The sequence below is a fragment of the Rhizobium sp. 05L419 genome (genome assembly GCF_056397845.1).
This window is the reverse complement of the sequence record NZ_JBFTOF010000040.1, coordinates 14114-29978: the sequence shown is the minus strand read 5'-3', so window position 1 is coordinate 29978 and position 15865 is coordinate 14114. Positions and strand designations below refer to the sequence as shown.

Here is a 15865-nt window from a genome sequence, read left to right as displayed (position 1 = left end):
ATCTACTGGAAGCCTTCAACGGTTCCTCTCAGCTTTCTCCGCGGTCCGCAATCTCTTCGTGCCGCCTCGGACAAAACGCACCGCGCTTGTACTCCACCTGCACCGCATAAGCGCGTTTGCGCACTGGAAGTCCGTCACCGCTGTTACCCCCTGAAGTCCGGCATCCACCAGGCTTTGGCGTCTCAGACTTAACCTGACATCACCGAGCCGCGTCTTGGCCATGGTGATCCCGCGCGCGCCATCAGCGCATAGGCCTATTCTTCGGCGACGATGTCAGCAGGATCGTCGCTGCTTCTGGATTTGACATGTTATTCCATGCAGCAAAGATGATCGAAGCGCGATTTCTGGCACGGCGCTTGCAAGTCCACCTGTCTCAACTCACCTCGACCCCAACGCAACTGTTTAAGGAATGAAGAATGGGAAAGCTGATTATGGCTCCGCACATGGCGCGACTTATGCTATTGCTTTTCCGGGCGTTAAGGCTCTATTTCAGACGGTGAAGTCTCCAGACGTTTACAGGGCGCTTCGACCTAGCGCGAAGCTAATGGACCGGAAGATCGCTGCGGTGTCGCTCGTCCGCGCGGTCAACCAGTGCCGGATGCGAACGTTTCTCAGCGTCCAGCTGTCTCGGCTCGCTCCAATCGCAGGAAAAAGAACACCGTTAGCATCAGAACGATCAGCAGCAAGAAGAAGGCTGCCGCAGCACCTTGGTTCAGTGACAGGCCGAGAAAGGCCTTGCGATAGGCGAAATAGCTGAGCACCTCGGTTGAAGTGCCGGGGCCGCCGCGTGTCAGGATATAGGGAAGGTCATACGTCCGGAACTCGTTGATGAGCTGGATGATGATCGCGATGCCCGCGACCGGCCTCAGCATCGGCAGTGTAATGTAGAAGAATTGCTGGAGGGCACTAGCGCCGTCGACTTCCGCAGCTTCATACGGCTCGCTTGGCAAGGCAGCGAGACCAGCCGCGAGAAGAAGCACGACGAACGAGGTTTGCTGCCAGATGTCGACGAAGGCCATCGTCGTCAATGCCAGATTGGCATTGCCCAGCCAATCCACGCGCGGCAGGCCGACGGTATCGAGCAGGTGGTTGATGATGCCGAGGTTTGGCTGGAGAAGCATTTTCCATATCAACGCAACGCTGATCGGCGACATGGCCATGGGAATGGTCAGGATGCCGAAATAGATCGGCTTCATCCGCATCGTACGCTTCAGCATGAGTGCGATGGCAAGGCCGACGACGAATTCCGCGACGACAGTAACGGCGGAGTAGCGCACCGTCAGGAAGAGCGCGTTCCAGAACAGCTTGTCGCCGAGGATGACGACAAAATTGTCGAATCCGGTCAACGGAAAGAGGCTTGGTTTCAGCAGGGTCAAGGATGAGATGGCCATCAGGACCGAATAAACCAACGGGAAGCCCATGACGAAGGCGAGCAGCGCAAGGCCCGGCGCGGCAAATGCCCAGCCGGTGCGCCATTCGCGATCGAATTTCTGGAAACCCGTCATCGTCCATCTCCGTCTGCCAAGGAAGGCAGCAGCCTCTCGCCGCTGCCTATCCAGCCGCTGCCTCAGCGGCTCATCAGTTCCTTCAGCCCATCTGAAGAAGCCTTTATCGCCTCATCGGTCGACGTGCCGCCGCTGGCTGCCGTGGAAACCTGCGTGCCGAGCACGTTTTCGTATTCGGCCGAATAGGTGAAGATCGGGAACGACTTGCCGCTCGCGACCACCGCTTCCGCCGTCTTGTAGTATGGATACTTGGCAAGCACAGCCGGATCGGAGAATACGTCTGTGCGAACCGGTGCATGACCTCCGAGTGCGCGCTCCACCGAGATTTCCTTGCTCTGCACCCACTGTATGAACTTCCAGGCAGCTTCCTGCTGGTCGGCAGGCGTATTGCGCGGAATGCCCCAACCCCAGCCGCCGCTTTCGCCGTGGCCGCCGGGCATGACCGACAGCGCAACCTTGCCGGCGGCATCCGGGCAAGCCTTGGCGTCGTCGATCTGCGGCAGCATCCACCAGTACGTGACCATGCTGAATGCCTTGCCGCTGCACATCAGGCGCAGTGTATCGTCAAGCGTCGCCGAAAGGGCGCCCTGCTGCGCGCTGTTCTTGATGTTGTCGATGTAGAAATCGAGAGCCTTGCGCGCCTCCGGGCTGTCGAGCGCCACCGTGCGGTCGTCGCTGAGGTACTTGCCACCGGCGGAGAACAGGTAGTTCGAGAATTCCATTGCATTAGGGTCGCCGCGCTGGCCCTGCATGGCGGCACCTTCGACGCCGGCATTGGCTTTCATGAACTTGGAGACAGCGACATAATCCTCAAGGGTCTGCGGAACGACGAGATCCTTGCCCGTCTGTTGCTTGTAGGCAGTCTTGAGCTTCTCGTCCGCGAGCAGGTCGGTCCGGTAGATCAGGCCCATTGAATAGTTATACATCGGCACGATCGGCATTTTCTCGGCCGTGCGGCCGAGGAGATCGAGCATTGAAGGAACGAATGGCGTCAGGTCGAACTTTGACGCCTCAGCGAGCGGCTTGAGATCCACGAGCCAGTTCGCAGCCGGGAACTCGCCCGCCCAGAGGAAGTCGACCTCAAGGAGATTGTAGTAGCTCTCCGCACTGACGAGCTGGGTGACGAGCTTGTCGTGCATGTCGGGGTAGCCGATCTTTTCAAATTCGACCTTGATGCCCGTCTGTCCGGTGAATTCGGGCAGTAGAGCCTCGATGATGCGCGTTTCAGGCACGTCCTCCATCAGCGCGCGGAGCGTCACGTCCGCGGCTTGGACCGTCATGGTCGAGGCGGTGAGGGCGGTGGTAGCAAGCAGGCCGACGGCATATGATCTATTCCATGCTGAAGATTTCATAATTCGCTGTTCCTTCTTTTTTGTTTCGACGCACCGGCAGGCGCGCGGCATGCATAAGGTCGTGAAGCTCTACTTGACGCTCCCGTAGGTGAGGCCTTCAACGATGAAGCGCTGGATGAAGCGAGAGGCGACGACCAGCGGCAGAATTGCGAGAATGACACCCGCCGCGACGTTGCCGATCTGGACACCGTTGGAGGTCTGGAGCGAGGCGAGCGCAACAGGAATGGTTTGCGTCGATGGGCCGCTGAAAACCAAGGCAAACAGAAATTCGTTCCAGGACAGGATGAACCCGAGCACGCCCGCCGCCGCGATGCCCGGCAGCGATACCGGCAGCACGATGCGCCAGAACGCCCCCCATGCCGTGGCGCCGTCGGTCATGGCCGCCCACTCGAGATCGACAGGGATCGCCTTGAAGAAACTCATCAGGATCCAGGTGAGAAAAGGCAGGTTGATCGCTGCGTATACGACGGTGAGCCCGGTGAGGCTGTTGGTGAGCGCGAGGCCTCGTAACAGCGTGAAACTTGGCAAAACGAGCGCCACCGGCGGCAGCATCTGTGTGGCAAGCATGAGAAATCGGGCGAAGCGGCCGCCTGTCGAGAACCGCGCGAAGGCGTATCCGGTCATTGCCGCGAACGGTAAGGCAAGAATGACGGAACCGAGGGAAACGACAATGCTGTTGAAATAAGATTGGCCGAACCGGCCGGACAGAAGAGCGCGATAGTTTTCAGTCGACCAGGCGGGAAACAGTTCAGTGCTGTAGGATTGTTGCGGTGGAATGAAACTTACCCTGAGAACCCAAAGAAGCGGCAGCAGGACTGCAAGGCAGACAAACATCAGTCCAAGATGGAGGGCGAAGCGTCGGATGAGGGGTACTTTCTCGTCCCGCAGTGTCATGCAGGCCCCCTGACGCTCGGCCGGGAAACAACGGCCTCGCTTACAGGATCGAATAGGTGAGCGGGCAAGAGATCGGCATGGAGAGTAACTGTCTCCCCGACCCGGACCCGGGCATGCCGCCCAAGACGGGCAGTCACCTCGGGCGGCTTGGTTTGTCCGCCGCCGGCCACAGTGCCGACCACGATGATCTCGGCGCCGAGCGCTTCTACCGCTGTGACCTGTAGCTCGAAGGGTTGGGTTTCGTTGCCGCGGGGCTGTTCGTAGATGTCTTCCGGCCGCAATCCGAGAACAAGATTCGCGCCCGCTTTCGATGCGTAGAATGCACGGTGGCGCTCGGGGACGGTGAACCGGAATCCTTCATGACCATCGATCACAAGCATACCGTCCGCTTCGTGCATCATCACCGGCAGCAGATTCATGGCGGGGCTTGCAAGGAACCGCGCTACGAACATGTTGACCGGGTCGGCATAGACATCCAGCGGCTTTCCAGCCTGGATCAGTTCGCCGTCGCGCATGATGCAAATCCGATCACCCATCGTCATCGCTTCCACCTGATCGTGGGTGACATGGATTGTCGTGCGACCAAGTCGGCGGTGCAATTTGACCAGCTCGAGCCGCATTTCAGCACGCAATTGTGCATCCAGGTTGGACAGCGGCTCATCGAGAAGAAAGACATCAGGCTCGCGAACGATAGCACGGCCAAGTGCGACACGCTGGCGCTGTCCGCCTGAAAGGGCAGAGGGCTTTCGATCGAGCAGATGCGACAGACCGAGCATGGCAGCCGCCGTTTGCGTTTTGGCTGCGATGTCGTGAGCCGATGCGCCGCGCATCTTGAGGCCGAACCCCATGTTGGCGCGCACGCTCATATGAGGGTAAAGTGCGTAGCTCTGAAACACCACCGCGACATTGCGGTCGCGAGGGGCTACGCGATTCATGTTGCGGTCACCAATCATGACATCGCCCGAACTGATCGATTCCAGTCCCGCGATCATCCGCAGTGTGGTGGACTTGCCGCAGCCCGACGGCCCGAGGAAGATGACGAACTCGCCGTTCTCGATCTCGAGGCTGACGTCGCGAACGCCGTGAGCGCCGTTCGGGTATATTTTGCTCACGCTTCGAAGGTCGATCGAGGCCATTCGTCGATTCCCGCCTGATTCTGTAGAGAGTGCAGGTCCGGGCCGCCTGTGCGCCCACAGACCTCGATGGCGGATCAGGTCATGTAGACGCCGCCGGTCACGTTTATGCCCTGACCGGTCATGAAGCGGGCGCTGTTCGAGCACAGGAAGACCACGACGTCGGCGACGTCCTCTGGAGTCTCGATACGCCCGAGTGGGGTTTGACCGACATATTCGTTGAATACCTGTTCGGCGCTGATGCCGCGCAAACTGGCTTCCCATTCGATCTCGCGGCTCTGCATGCCGGTCTTGACGAAGCCGGGGCATACTGCATTGACCCGAATGCCCGTCGGCGCCAGCTCGCGGGCAAAGGCCTGCGTCCAACCGAGCACCGCGAACTTGCTAGCAGAATAATGCGCCAGCAGTGGAGCGCCGACCTTCGCGGCAAGCGATGCCGTGTTGACGATGCAGCCCGCTCCATGCGCCACCAGATGACGCCCGGCGATCTGGTTGGTCAGGAAGATGCCGCGGGTGTTGACATCGAAGTTGAAGTCCCATTCCTCATCGGTCAGTTCGAGTGCCTTTTGCATGGTGGAAACGCCGGCATTGGCGATGACAATCTCGCAGCCACCGATCAATTCGACCGCCTTTGCGAAGGCTGTTTCAACGGATGAGCGCCGGCGAACATCGATCTCGACGGCGACCGAACCGCCACCAATGGATTGCGCTGCTCGCTCTGCCGCATCGAAGTCGATGTCGGCAATCGCAATCGTCACACCCTGTGCTGCAAGCGCCCGGGCGATGGCAAGACCGATACCGGTAGCGCCACCGGTCAGAAAGGCTCGGCGACCGTCAAGCTCAGGGAAAACCGGTTGTGACATAGCTGCTCCTTATTGTCATTTTTCGAAAACGTATCCAACAAAATCTAACTTCGCAAATGTTTTTTTTGTTTGATTAAGTTCGTTTGGCTGTTTATGTTCCGGACAGACGATTGATCCGGCCAAGGTGCAGAAGTGCAGACCGAGCCGTGTCCGAACTCCCTGCAATTGCAGGGCGCAACAAGCATAACAGAGGCCGCTCGCCGAGATCGGGCGGCACAACATGGCGCCGCCGAAGGATTTGACGATGGTTTTTGAGTGTTTTGGAGATCGGAAGAAGGCAGTCATCGCGATGGCCCATATCGGCGCCCTTCCCGGTTCGCCGCTTTACAACGCGGATGGCGGCCTTCAGAGATTGATCGATGACGTCGCTTCCGACGTCGAGAAACTCCAGGCTGGCGGCGTCGATGCGATCATGTTCGGAAACGAGAACGACCGCCCTTACGTCTTCAAGGGATTGCCCGAAAGCATCGCGGCGATGACCGCCATCGTTCAGGCCACCAAGCCCTTGTTGAAAGTGCCTTTCGGCGTGAACTATCTCTGGGATCCGTTGTCCAGCGTCGCCATCGGCGCCGTAACCGGCGCAAGCTTCGTGCGTGAAATCTTCACGGGCCTGTTTGCATCAGACATGGGTCTTTGGCAGCCCGATTGCGCCAGCGCTGCCCGCCTTCGCGCCAATCTCGGCCGCCAGGATATGAAGATGCTCTTCAACATCAACGCCGAGTTTGCTCACTCGCTCGACCAGCGCCCCATAGCACTGCGCGCCAAGAGCGCGGTGTTCTCATCCGTGGCCGACGCCATCCTTGTCTCCGGGCCCATCACCGGACAGCCGGCCAATCAGTCGGACCTGCGCGAGGTCTGCGAAGCCGTGAAGGATGTACCGGTTTTCGCCAACACCGGCGTCAACATCGACAACATCCGCGATATCTTCTCCATGGCCCAGGGCTGCGTGATCGGCACCCACTTCAAGGTTGACGGCAATACGTGGAACGCCGTTGACGCGAGCCGCGTCAAGCGGTTCATGGATGTCGTGGAAACGCTGCGCTAATACGGGAAGTTATCATGACCGCGGTCATTGGCCTGGATATCGGGACGACATCGACCATCGGAATTCTTGTCGGCCTGCCAGACAGGATCCTTGCCACTGCATCTCGACCGGTTACTCTTTTCTCACCGCACGCCGGCTGGGCGGAGGAAAATCCCGCCGACTGGTGGGCCAATGTTTGCGCCATCATCGCGGAGCTTCTCGAAGTCTCTGGCATGTCGGCAACGGAGATTGCAGCAACCGGGGTGACGGGAATGTTGCCCGCTGTCGTCCTTCTCGATGCGGAGGGAACCGTCCTTCGTCCCAGCATCCAGCAGAGCGACGGCCGCTGCGGCGCGGAGGTCGAGGAACTGCGTGCGGAATGGGACGAGACCGATTTCCTTGCCAGGGCTGGCAACGGCATCAACCAGCAACTCGTTACCGCGAAACTACGCTGGATCGAAAGGAACGAGCCGGATGTGTTTGCGCGGGTCGCAACCGTGTTCGGCTCCTACGACTACATCAATTACCGCCTGACCGGCGTGCGCGCCGTCGAACAGAACTGGGCGCTGGAGGCGGGCTTCGTCAACGTCGCGACAGATGCCATCGACGAGGAACTGGTGCGCCTCGCGCACATCGACCCGGACGCTGTTCCGCCAAAGTGTGCCTCCTCGGAAATCATGGGCCATGTCGATGCTCGCGGAGCAGCCGAGACTGGGCTTGCAGTCGGTACGCCTGTTGTCGGTGGCGCGGCGGATATGATCGCGTCCGCACTCGGTGCCGGCGTGATCGATGCGGGCGACGTGCTGCTGAAATTCGGCGGTGCCGTGGACATTCTGACGGCGACCGACGTCGTCAAGCCTGATCCGCGTCTCTTTCTGGATTACCACCTCGTACCCGGCCTCTATATGCCGAACGGCTGCATGTCGACCGGCGGATCTGCGCTGAACTGGTTCGCCGAGACATTTGTCGGCGGCGAGCGGGCGGCGGCAATTGCCGCCGGGTGCAGCATCCACCAGCATCTCGACGCGCTTGCCAGCCACAAGCCGGCGGGCGCCGACGGGTTGACGATCCTGCCGTATCTCCTCGGCGAGAAGACGCCGATCCATGATCCGGCTGCACGTGGCGTGATCGAGGGACTGACGCTTTCACACGACATTGGCCATATGTGGCGAGCGCTTCTCGAATCCTATGCCTACGCGATCCGCCATCACGTCGAGGTGCTGGTCGATATGGGCCACGAACCGAAGCGCTTCCTGGTGTCGGATGGCGGATCCCAAAGCACGGTATGGATGCAGATCGTCGCGGACGTGCTCAATGCGCCACTACAGCGGCTTTCCGGCCATCCCGGCTCCTGCATCGGTGCGGCCTGGGCTGCGGCGATCGGTGTTGGTATCGAAAGTGACTGGCGTAGCGTAACGCGTTTCGTCACCTTCTCCGACGTTTTGCAGCCAAAGACCGCAAATGTCCCTGCCTACGAAGCCGGCTATGGCCGCTACCGCGAGCTCTACGAGCGTCTCGCGCCGACGTGGAAACGCCCATCTTGACCCTTCCGCGTGGTCGCCGTCGACGACAGCAGCACCGGCGTTCGCTCCGCGAACGCAGCCGGTCTGTACGCCGTCGTTCTCAGCACCGACGAAAATACCGACCAGGCGACGGACGTCTGGCGGCTTGCGTTATCGACAATCTTTTTCTCGTCAGGCAGCTTTTTGAGCCCGAAGGTGTGCATTCCTCGCGGGCGTGAGAAATGTTCGCCTGTACATTAGCGCAAGCTCCAGCGTATTCTGAGTTGACGGTGTATGTTTGATTCGAACAAACCATGTTTGAAGTGGTATTCCTGACGCACCCAGGAAACCGTTGAGAACGAAAACGAGACAAAGGGCAGATGACGAGCGAGCAGTCCGCTTCGAAACCGAGTGAACGTCCGAAATTCCTTGCGCAAGTCAGGCAGGCGGCGATTGTCGGTGAGATCAGCCGAGTCGGGTCTGTGACCGTAAGCGACCTCGCTCAGCAACTGGCCGTTTCCGAGATGACTGTCAGGCGTGATCTCGTCGAGCTGGAGAAAGACGGCAGGCTCATTCGCACCCATGGCGGTGCCGTGAAGCCCGATCGTGCGCCGCCTATTCCGGTAACCGACAACTTCGACGGGGAAGAGCCGGCGTTTGATGCCCGCCTCGCACGCAACGTCTCCCTCAAGCGACGAATTGCCGCGGCTGCTGCCGAACTTGCGAATGGTGCTCGCAGCATCGCACTGGATGTGGGAACCACGACCTATTTCGTCGCCGAAGCACTGGCGCCTCGCGCCCAGGCCAAGATTTTCACGAACAGTATTCGCAGCGCCGGCCATCTCTCCGGCAGGGGGGTCGAGACCTATCTTGCAGGAGGCAAGATTCGCAGCGAGGAGATGTCGACGAGCGGGCCTTCCGCAGTCAGCCAGTTCGAAATGCTGTGGTTCGACATCGCTTTTGTGGGCGTTTCTGGGCTTTCGCCGGAGGGTATCTTCGACTACTCCTTCGAGGAGACGGACATGAAACGCGTCTATCTCACGCGCGCCTCCCGCCGGATCGTGCTGTGCGATTCGACGAAGTTCGACCGCATGTCGCTTGTGTTGGTCGCCGGCCTCACCGAGTTCAACACCTTGATTTGCGATGAAGCCCCGACCGGTGCTCTCGATAGTGCCTTGAGGAAAGCCGGCGTCGAAATTATCGTCGCTCGCTGAGCTTCGAGACGGCATCGTCGATTGGTTTTGGTTTCGTCATCGCCGCGCCCTTAGGGCACCCGGTCAAAACGGCCAGGTGCTGGCCCCCGTGATCACGCGAGTCGAAGGGTCCAATGGACCTTGTCTTTATGCGCAGGCCGGGGCATCAGACCGAAATAGCAGTTGATATTTGTTTAATCGTGTTTGATATTGTTCATATTTCGGTAATTCAAACAGAGCCCGGCAACGGGAATTCGATGCGACAGGATCCTGCGATGCTCCAGACTGCGAAAACTCCGGCAATCGAGATATCTGATGCCGAGGCAACGGCGGCATCGACGCGGGCACTGATTGCAGAGGTCGGCCGGCGGAGCGGCGAATTTCCGGTTTGCCTCGCCAATCACCTGCCAATGGTGCTGGAAGCCATGGCGCGGCTCGGCGCGTCGTCCGCACGACTTGAAGACTATGCCGATCACTATACCCGCACCCATGCTGTACCCTTTCAGCCGCCCGCCATATCGCCGCTCGACGAAGCAAATTGGATGGAAGCACTGGGCGATCGCGAACGAGAGAGTGACCTGCGGCTTTTCTTCGCCGGCGTCGTTGGAGAGATCGGAGCGGCAGCTGCCGTTCGCCGCTATATTCCTTTTCTCGCCCCCGGCATTGCGGCATCGGCCACCCACGGATTGATGCGGCTTGCCTATGCGCTTTTGCGCGCCGACGACAGCGAAGTTGCCATCGCTCTCGGCTATTGGGCCGCCACGTATCTCGCCTACGAAGGTATTCCCGCCAATCGGATTGCAACCGTCAACGATCCGCTCGCCCATCTCCTCGCCATGCGCGAGGAAACAGCGTTCCGCGATATCGAGGCGCCCACTCATCTGCTGTGGAAGTGGATAGAAGCCATGGGCAAATTGCCGGCGTTTCAGGATCGCCTCGGGCGTCTTGTCGCTGGTCCCGATTTCCTGGAGCTCATTCGTCCCGTCGCTCTCCTTCTCTATTCCGGTACGATGAGCTTCGAGGCACTACATGCGGTGACCGGCTGTCACTGGTTGCGACTGGTTAGTCTGCATGTCGATGAACCGCAGCATCTTGCAGCGCATTTCTGGGAAGTCGTTCTCGCCCTCTATACCAAGATCGGTATGCCACTTCCGCCTTCTGACGACGTAATCGATGCCTGGCGTGCGCTACCGCTGCCCGACGATCGGGAGATCGCGGCAGCCGCCGTTGCATCCGACGACGAGCATGACCACTCTCTGGTCTTCTCCGCCTTTGAGGAGTATCGCCATACGGGTGACCGGCTTTACAAAGTGGTTGCCGCTAGACGGGTCGGGCTGATCGCGTAACCTCGCGACCCTTCAGGGCCGGACGCTTTCCGGCTGGAAGTGCGCTTTGTCGTAACTGTCGAGCGAGCGGTAGAAATGCTCGACTTCAGGCATGAACAGCCCGCGGCAGATACCGGAAACCAGTTTCGGAATGCCTGATTTCAGTCCTGTGATGCCATTGCAGATCGGCCCGAGACTTGGGACCGCGGCACTGTTGAACACGTGGATATTGGCAAGCATCGGCAAGGCGCCGGGTATCTTCTCCATGAACTCGAAGGCCGGCCCAAGATACGGATAGGCCAGAAGGTCGCGATCCTCCTCGCCCACCGCCGGTACAAAGCGATCCGCCCAGGTGGCGATCTGATCGACATGGCTGGCAAGTTCCGGCCGGAGCGATAGGTCGACGCAGTAACCGGTTCCGAGCAGCAGGTGATCGAAGGCGAAATCGCCCGCAGCCGTTGCGATGATGATGTCGTCGCCGGCCATGCCGATGGAGCGGATATCCGCACCGGTGACCAACCGGCAGGCGGGAAAGGCCATCGCACGCTCAAACATCTCGTTGGTGGGCGGCGTCTTGAATGCGAACATGCGCCGCGTAAAGCGGTAGCGGGCGCCATCATCGAGGTCGGCGAAATGGTTGAGAAACCCCGGGAAATTTGACCAATCCAGGATTTCCGTGCGCGGAAGCGCTGCGGAACGCGCCAGTAAGATCACACTGGCGGCTCCGGCTTCCAGCGCCGTCACGGCCCAGTCGAAACTCGATGCTGCAGCGCCGATAACGCCGATGCGCTTTCCCGAAAGCAGGCTGGGGTCGATCATCTCACCACTGTGCGTCCATCGCGCGCGCGGCAGCACGCGGACGGGAGGTGGCACACTCAGCCCACCGGCGCCTTCCAACCCGGTCGCCAGTACAACCTTGCGGCAGGCGATGCTGGAACCTTGACCGCTCGTCTCAACATGAAGACTCAGATGGTCACCTTCTGGCGTAATCGAGGTAAGGCGGGTGTTGTTCTCGATCGAAAGGCCGATGATCGAACGGAACCATGCGAGATAGGCCATCCAGGCCGTACGATCGATCTTGTCGAGCGCTTCCCAGCTCTCCGGTCCTTCGACGGCTTCATGCCAGGCGCGGTATGTCAGGCTCGGCACGCCGAGATCCGGGCCACTGAGCGTCTTGGGAGACCGCAGGGTACGCATGCGCGCGGTCGTCAGCCATGGACCTTCCAGGCCAGGTGGCGCAGCATCGATCAGTTGAACACGCTCGATGCCCTGACGCTTCAATCCGAAAGCCAGCGAAAGACCGGAAAGTCCCGCGCCAACAATAATGACATCGGCGATGACTTGGCCGGAGGAATCGCGGCGTTCGGGCACCCATGCGCGCGGTCCCGCTTCGATGCTTTCCAGGTCGCGCCGAACCTGGGCCTCAAGACGAGCAAGGCCGGAAGTATCCACCGGCCCGCGCTCTTGCGATGCGGATTCGAAGCTCTCGATTGGCGGCATCTGCTGCATGATGACAAGACTCCGATGTTTCAACGCAGCGTAGCGAACATCGAAAAGTTGTAAAGTGTTTGAATATGTTATTTTTCGCTTTATTCGCGGCCTTCTGACATCGTCGCCGGTTGACGGACGCACGAAGCCACAACAGCCATAAGACAGGCCGCCATCATTCAAACAGCCGCATTTGTCTGAAAATAACGAAATAAAACAGGCCAAAAACTCGGAAACCGCTTTCTGCCGAAAAAATCGACATCAGCGCGGTTAAGCTTTGAGCATTGTGCGGCGACTTTGGGCAAAGGCCCCTAAGCCTCCAACTAAATGTTATTTTTGTGTTTTTTTGTTTGACTTGATGAGACGTCAAGATAACCTCATCTGCAATCAACTCCAGAACGGGAAAGGTGGCAGCCATGGCGAAAGTTTCTTCATCATCAACGCTGAAATCGACAGGACATGTAATGGCAGCGGCCTTCATGGCGCTGATGGCGACGACTGCCTACACGCAGGCGAAGTCGCTCGATGGCGTCACGTTGACCATCGCCTCCATGAACGACGGGTTCTCTAAAGTCCTCACCGAGCTCGCACCGGCCTTCAAGGGAGAGACCGGCGCCGACCTCAAGATCGAGATCATGGACTATGGTACGCTGCTGACCAAGACGACCGCCGACTTCATCGGCGACACCAAGGGTTATGACATCGTGACCATGGACGTTGTCTGGGCCGGCGCATATGCGGAGAACAAGTACTCCGTCGACCTGTCGGACTGGGTGAAGCGCGATGCCGCGGAACTCGACCTTGACGACATCTATCCGGTCGCGCTGGAATCGCTAGGTCAGTACAAGGGCAAGTATGTCGCCTTCCCGTTCGCTGCCTACGCCAACGTTCTGGCCTATCGCAAGGACGTGCTCGAGGCTGCCGGCCTGAAGCCGCCGGCCAGCATGGAAGAGCTGGTGGAAGACGCCAAGAAGCTCAACGACCCGTCGAAAAAAATCTACGGCTTCGTTGCAAACGGCCAGAAAGGTCCGGCCGTTGCTCAGGACTGGATGCAGTACAACAACCAGCTCGGCGGCTCGATCGTCGACAAGGATGGCCAGCCAGCGTTGAATTCGGAAGCAAACATCAAGAGCCTTGCCGTTTACAAGGAGCTGTTCACGGAAGCCGCACCGCCCGGTGCCATCGAGTATGACTGGGGCGGACGCGAGGAAAGCTTCCGCCAGGGCATGGCGACCTTCATGCAGACATGGTCGGTAGGCGCTGCCGCGTACTCCGATCCGAAAGTATCGAACATCGTCGGCAAGGTCGGCATCGCCGTTGCGCCGGTCTCCAAGGGCATGACGCCGCAATACGGCGTAGGCGGTTGGGGTCTCGCCATCAACGCGGATGTGGACGCCTCCAAACAGGAAGCGGCCTGGACCTTCATCAAATGGCTCACAAGCAAGAAGGTTCATAAAGAATTCAACATGCTGGGCGCTGGCGGCTTCATGCGCAAGAGCCAGATGACGGATCCGGACCTTCTCGCGAAATATGATTTCCTGCCGGTGATCGCCGAAACCTATGAACACGGCAACGGCGAGTTCCGTCCGCGTATTCCGGAATATCCTGAGATCCAGGACCTACTGGGAACCGCGGTCAACTCGGTGCTGGCCGGTGCGGCAACGCCGGAAGAGGCGCTCGGAAAGGCGCAGGAAGCAGCCAAGAAACTATTCTGATATCGTCTCGCGCGCCGTCATCTCATGGCGTCGCGCGAAAATTGGCCGCTTGGCCTTGACCTGTTCGTCTCCGAGCCGGTCTTATCCGGTCCAACGAAGCGCCAACTCGACCGGCCTCCCCTTGAATGAGCTGTTTTCCGACCATGCCCTATAGCTTCTCAGACCGCCGCAGGTTCTTCCTGTTTTTCATGGCAGCACCTGCAGTGCTCTACGTGGCGGCCGTCGGACTTTGGCCGCTCGCGCAGGGTATCGGCTACAGCTTCTACAAGTACAATCTTCTGCGTCCCACGCGTACGCAGTTCGTCGGCTTGCAGAACTATATCGATATTTTCTCCGATGCCACGACCCGCAAGGCGATCCTGAACACGTTCCAGTTCACGTTCTTTAGCGTCGCGCTGCAACTGGTTCTCGGCTTCGCGCTTGCCCTGCTTCTCTGGCGCGACAGCCGGTTCAATCGCACAGTGCTCGCCTTCCTTCTCATTCCGTCCACGATCACGCCGCTCGTCGTCGGGCTGATCTTCAAGGCCATGCTGGGTGCGGATTATGGCATCATCGGCTTTTTCCTTTCGGAAGCAGGAATTGGCCCTCGAACCGGCCTACTGACGGATGCCGGTACGGCATTGTGGATGCTCATCCTGATCGATTGTTGGGAATGGACGCCGCTGATGACGCTGATCCTGCTTGCCGGTCTCAAGGCACTTCCGGGAGACGTACTGGAGGCAGGCCGGGTCGATGGCGCCACGGCCTGGCAGCGGTTCCGCATGCTAATCCTGCCGCTGATGCTGCCCTCGGTCTTCCTGGCATTGACGCTCAGAACTATGGATGCTTTCCGCGTGTTCGATTCCGTCTTCGTGACGACCGGAGGTGGCCCAAACGATGCGACCAATACGCTGATGCTGCTCGGCGTGAAGGAGGGGCTACAGTTCTTCAATGTCGGCTTCGCCTCAGCGGTCGGTAACGTCACTCTTCTGTTCATCGCCCTTATCGCCACGGTGCTGTTGCTGGTGGTGCGCCGCGCCGATGTTCGGATCAACGGGAAGTAAGCCGATGGCAAAGGTTTCCACACGTCGCATCGTTTTCGAAAGAACGACTGTCCTCATCGCCACGGCAATTTTCCTCCTGCCGGTCTGCTGGCTCATCTCGACTGCTTACAAGCCATCCAACCAGATTTTTTCGGTTCCGCCCCGCCTGTCGTTCGAACCGACGCTCGATCAGTTCCGGCAAGCTTTCGCGCTTTTTGACGTCGTCTCGCTGGTCCGATCGTCACTGGTCATCAGCATCGGCACGACACTCCTGTCGCTCGCTCTCGGCGTGCCCGCCGGCTATGCGCTCGCCCGCTCCAAGTCCCGCTTCTCCGCCGGCTTCGCCTATTTCTTTTTGGCGATCCGCATGATCCCGGCGATTGCAGCACTTATCCCCTTCTATCTCCTGATGCGCGATGTCGGGCTACTCGGTACATGGTGGGCGGTGATCGTGTTCAACACGATGCTCAACTGCGCCTTTGTGACGTGGATGATGTTCTCCTATTTCAAGGCGCTGCCGCCAGACATGGAGGAAGCGGCCCTGACCGACGGCTGCACGCAGATGGGATCTTTCCTCAAAGTCGCCGTGCCCTCCGTCCGCTCCGGCATCATCGCCTGCGCCCTGTTCTGCATGATGTTCTCGTGGAATGATTTCCTGCATCCCATGTTCCTCACCACGCTCGATTCCAAGCCGATCTCAGTCGCCTTGCTGACCGCCTACGGCACGAAGGACATCACCTGGGGCACGCTTGGCGCGCTCTCTCATTTTTCAACGATCCCGATTGTCCTGATGGCGCTGTTCATGAACCGCTACTTCGTTCAGGGCGCGACCAACGGCGTACAGTAGGA

At 59.4% G+C, this 15865-nt stretch carries 14 protein-coding genes and 1 pseudogene; 8 read left to right on the top strand and 7 right to left on the bottom strand.

The window, feature by feature from the left end; translation table 11 throughout:
* A pseudogene (locus AC1DMK_RS29135) lies at positions 1 to 154 on the top strand (IS6 family transposase); the annotation flags it as partial.
* Between the two features lie 457 nt (positions 155 to 611).
* Here AC1DMK_RS29135 and AC1DMK_RS29130 read toward each other — a convergent pair.
* The 5 genes from AC1DMK_RS29130 to AC1DMK_RS29110 form a co-directional block, all read right to left on the bottom strand.
* Entirely contained in the window at positions 612 to 1505 is an 894-nt protein-coding gene (locus AC1DMK_RS29130) for a carbohydrate ABC transporter permease (RefSeq protein WP_477863784.1), read from the bottom strand.
* 62 nt (positions 1506 to 1567) lie between these two features.
* A complete protein-coding gene (locus AC1DMK_RS29125; protein ID WP_477863783.1) occupies positions 1568 to 2857 on the bottom strand; it encodes an ABC transporter substrate-binding protein in 1290 nt (429 codons plus the stop codon).
* Positions 2858 to 2926: 69 nt separating this feature from the next.
* Positions 2927 to 3751, bottom strand: coding sequence for a carbohydrate ABC transporter permease (locus AC1DMK_RS29120; RefSeq protein WP_477863782.1), 825 nt, complete (start codon positions 3749 to 3751; stop codon positions 2927 to 2929).
* Positions 3748 to 4887 carry an ABC transporter ATP-binding protein gene (locus tag AC1DMK_RS29115; RefSeq protein WP_477863781.1) on the bottom strand — a complete coding sequence of 380 codons (1140 nt, stop codon included), beginning with the start codon at positions 4885 to 4887 and terminating at the stop codon, positions 3748 to 3750. Before AC1DMK_RS29115 ends, AC1DMK_RS29120 begins: the two co-directional genes overlap by 4 nt.
* Positions 4888 to 4961: 74 nt before the next feature.
* Complete coding sequence (locus tag AC1DMK_RS29110) at positions 4962 to 5747, bottom strand: SDR family oxidoreductase (RefSeq protein ID WP_037067211.1); 786 nt, start codon at positions 5745 to 5747, stop codon at positions 4962 to 4964.
* A gap of 244 nt (positions 5748 to 5991) precedes the next feature.
* Here AC1DMK_RS29110 and AC1DMK_RS29105 point away from each other — a divergent pair, with 244 nt between their 5' ends.
* The 4 genes from AC1DMK_RS29105 (at position 5992) to AC1DMK_RS29090 (ending at position 10812) form a co-directional block, all read left to right on the top strand.
* Positions 5992 to 6792 (top strand): BtpA/SgcQ family protein, encoded by an 801-nt coding sequence (locus AC1DMK_RS29105; protein WP_037067239.1) that lies wholly within the window; start codon positions 5992 to 5994, stop codon positions 6790 to 6792.
* Positions 6793 to 6806: 14 nt separating this feature from the next.
* The gene (locus tag AC1DMK_RS29100; protein WP_477863780.1) at positions 6807 to 8315 is read left to right on the top strand and encodes an FGGY-family carbohydrate kinase; all 1509 of its coding nucleotides are present in this window, start codon (positions 6807 to 6809) and stop codon (positions 8313 to 8315) included.
* 338 nt (positions 8316 to 8653) lie between these two features.
* The gene (locus AC1DMK_RS29095; RefSeq protein WP_477863779.1) at positions 8654 to 9487 is read left to right on the top strand and encodes a DeoR/GlpR family DNA-binding transcription regulator; all 834 of its coding nucleotides are present in this window, start codon (positions 8654 to 8656) and stop codon (positions 9485 to 9487) included.
* Positions 9488 to 9741: 254 nt separating this feature from the next.
* Positions 9742 to 10812 carry a questin oxidase family protein gene (locus AC1DMK_RS29090; protein ID WP_477863778.1) on the top strand — a complete coding sequence of 357 codons (1071 nt, stop codon included), beginning with the start codon at positions 9742 to 9744 and terminating at the stop codon, positions 10810 to 10812.
* A 12-nt stretch (positions 10813 to 10824) separates the two neighbouring features.
* On the opposite strand, the gene AC1DMK_RS29085 is transcribed toward AC1DMK_RS29090, so the two are convergent.
* Positions 10825 to 12300 carry an FAD/NAD(P)-binding protein gene (locus AC1DMK_RS29085; RefSeq protein WP_477863777.1) on the bottom strand — a complete coding sequence of 492 codons (1476 nt, stop codon included), beginning with the start codon at positions 12298 to 12300 and terminating at the stop codon, positions 10825 to 10827.
* A gap of 154 nt (positions 12301 to 12454) precedes the next feature.
* A complete protein-coding gene (locus tag AC1DMK_RS29080; protein ID WP_477863776.1) occupies positions 12455 to 12760 on the bottom strand; it encodes a hypothetical protein in 306 nt (101 codons plus the stop codon).
* Between AC1DMK_RS29080 and AC1DMK_RS29075 the strand changes: the two genes are divergently transcribed.
* From AC1DMK_RS29075 to AC1DMK_RS29065, 3 genes are all read left to right on the top strand, one after another.
* Positions 12744 to 13994: an extracellular solute-binding protein gene (locus tag AC1DMK_RS29075; RefSeq protein ID WP_158447648.1), complete on the top strand. Its 1251-nt coding sequence runs from the start codon at positions 12744 to 12746 to the stop codon at positions 13992 to 13994. The two genes, AC1DMK_RS29080 and AC1DMK_RS29075, sit on opposite strands and share 17 nt — an antisense overlap.
* Before the next feature lie 143 nt (positions 13995 to 14137).
* Entirely contained in the window at positions 14138 to 15037 is a 900-nt protein-coding gene (locus AC1DMK_RS29070) for a carbohydrate ABC transporter permease (protein WP_037067200.1), read from the top strand.
* A 4-nt stretch (positions 15038 to 15041) separates the two neighbouring features.
* Positions 15042 to 15863: a carbohydrate ABC transporter permease gene (locus AC1DMK_RS29065; protein ID WP_037067198.1), complete on the top strand. Its 822-nt coding sequence runs from the start codon at positions 15042 to 15044 to the stop codon at positions 15861 to 15863.
* Positions 15864 to 15865 lie beyond the last annotated feature (2 nt).

Excerpts from the sequence above, each read along its gene's own strand:
- AC1DMK_RS29130 (WP_477863784.1), bottom strand. The coding sequence starts at position 1,505 with ATGACGGGTTTCCAGAAATTCGATCGCGAATGGCGCACCGGCTGGGCA.
- AC1DMK_RS29125 (WP_477863783.1), bottom strand. The coding sequence starts at position 2,857 with ATGAAATCTTCAGCATGGAATAGATCATATGCCGTCGGCCTGCTTGCT.
- AC1DMK_RS29120 (WP_477863782.1), bottom strand. The coding sequence starts at position 3,751 with ATGACACTGCGGGACGAGAAAGTACCCCTCATCCGACGCTTCGCCCTC.
- AC1DMK_RS29115 (WP_477863781.1), bottom strand. The coding sequence starts at position 4,887 with ATGGCCTCGATCGACCTTCGAAGCGTGAGCAAAATATACCCGAACGGC.
- AC1DMK_RS29110 (WP_037067211.1), bottom strand. The coding sequence starts at position 5,747 with ATGTCACAACCGGTTTTCCCTGAGCTTGACGGTCGCCGAGCCTTTCTG.
- AC1DMK_RS29105 (WP_037067239.1), top strand. The coding sequence starts at position 5,992 with ATGGTTTTTGAGTGTTTTGGAGATCGGAAGAAGGCAGTCATCGCGATG.
- AC1DMK_RS29100 (WP_477863780.1), top strand. The coding sequence starts at position 6,807 with ATGACCGCGGTCATTGGCCTGGATATCGGGACGACATCGACCATCGGA.
- AC1DMK_RS29095 (WP_477863779.1), top strand. The coding sequence starts at position 8,654 with ATGACGAGCGAGCAGTCCGCTTCGAAACCGAGTGAACGTCCGAAATTC.
- AC1DMK_RS29090 (WP_477863778.1), top strand. The coding sequence starts at position 9,742 with ATGCTCCAGACTGCGAAAACTCCGGCAATCGAGATATCTGATGCCGAG.
- AC1DMK_RS29085 (WP_477863777.1), bottom strand. The coding sequence starts at position 12,300 with ATGCAGCAGATGCCGCCAATCGAGAGCTTCGAATCCGCATCGCAAGAG.
- AC1DMK_RS29075 (WP_158447648.1), top strand. The coding sequence starts at position 12,744 with ATGGCAGCGGCCTTCATGGCGCTGATGGCGACGACTGCCTACACGCAG.
- AC1DMK_RS29080 (WP_477863776.1), bottom strand. The coding sequence starts at position 12,760 with ATGAAGGCCGCTGCCATTACATGTCCTGTCGATTTCAGCGTTGATGAT.
- AC1DMK_RS29070 (WP_037067200.1), top strand. The coding sequence starts at position 14,138 with ATGCCCTATAGCTTCTCAGACCGCCGCAGGTTCTTCCTGTTTTTCATG.
- AC1DMK_RS29065 (WP_037067198.1), top strand. The coding sequence starts at position 15,042 with ATGGCAAAGGTTTCCACACGTCGCATCGTTTTCGAAAGAACGACTGTC.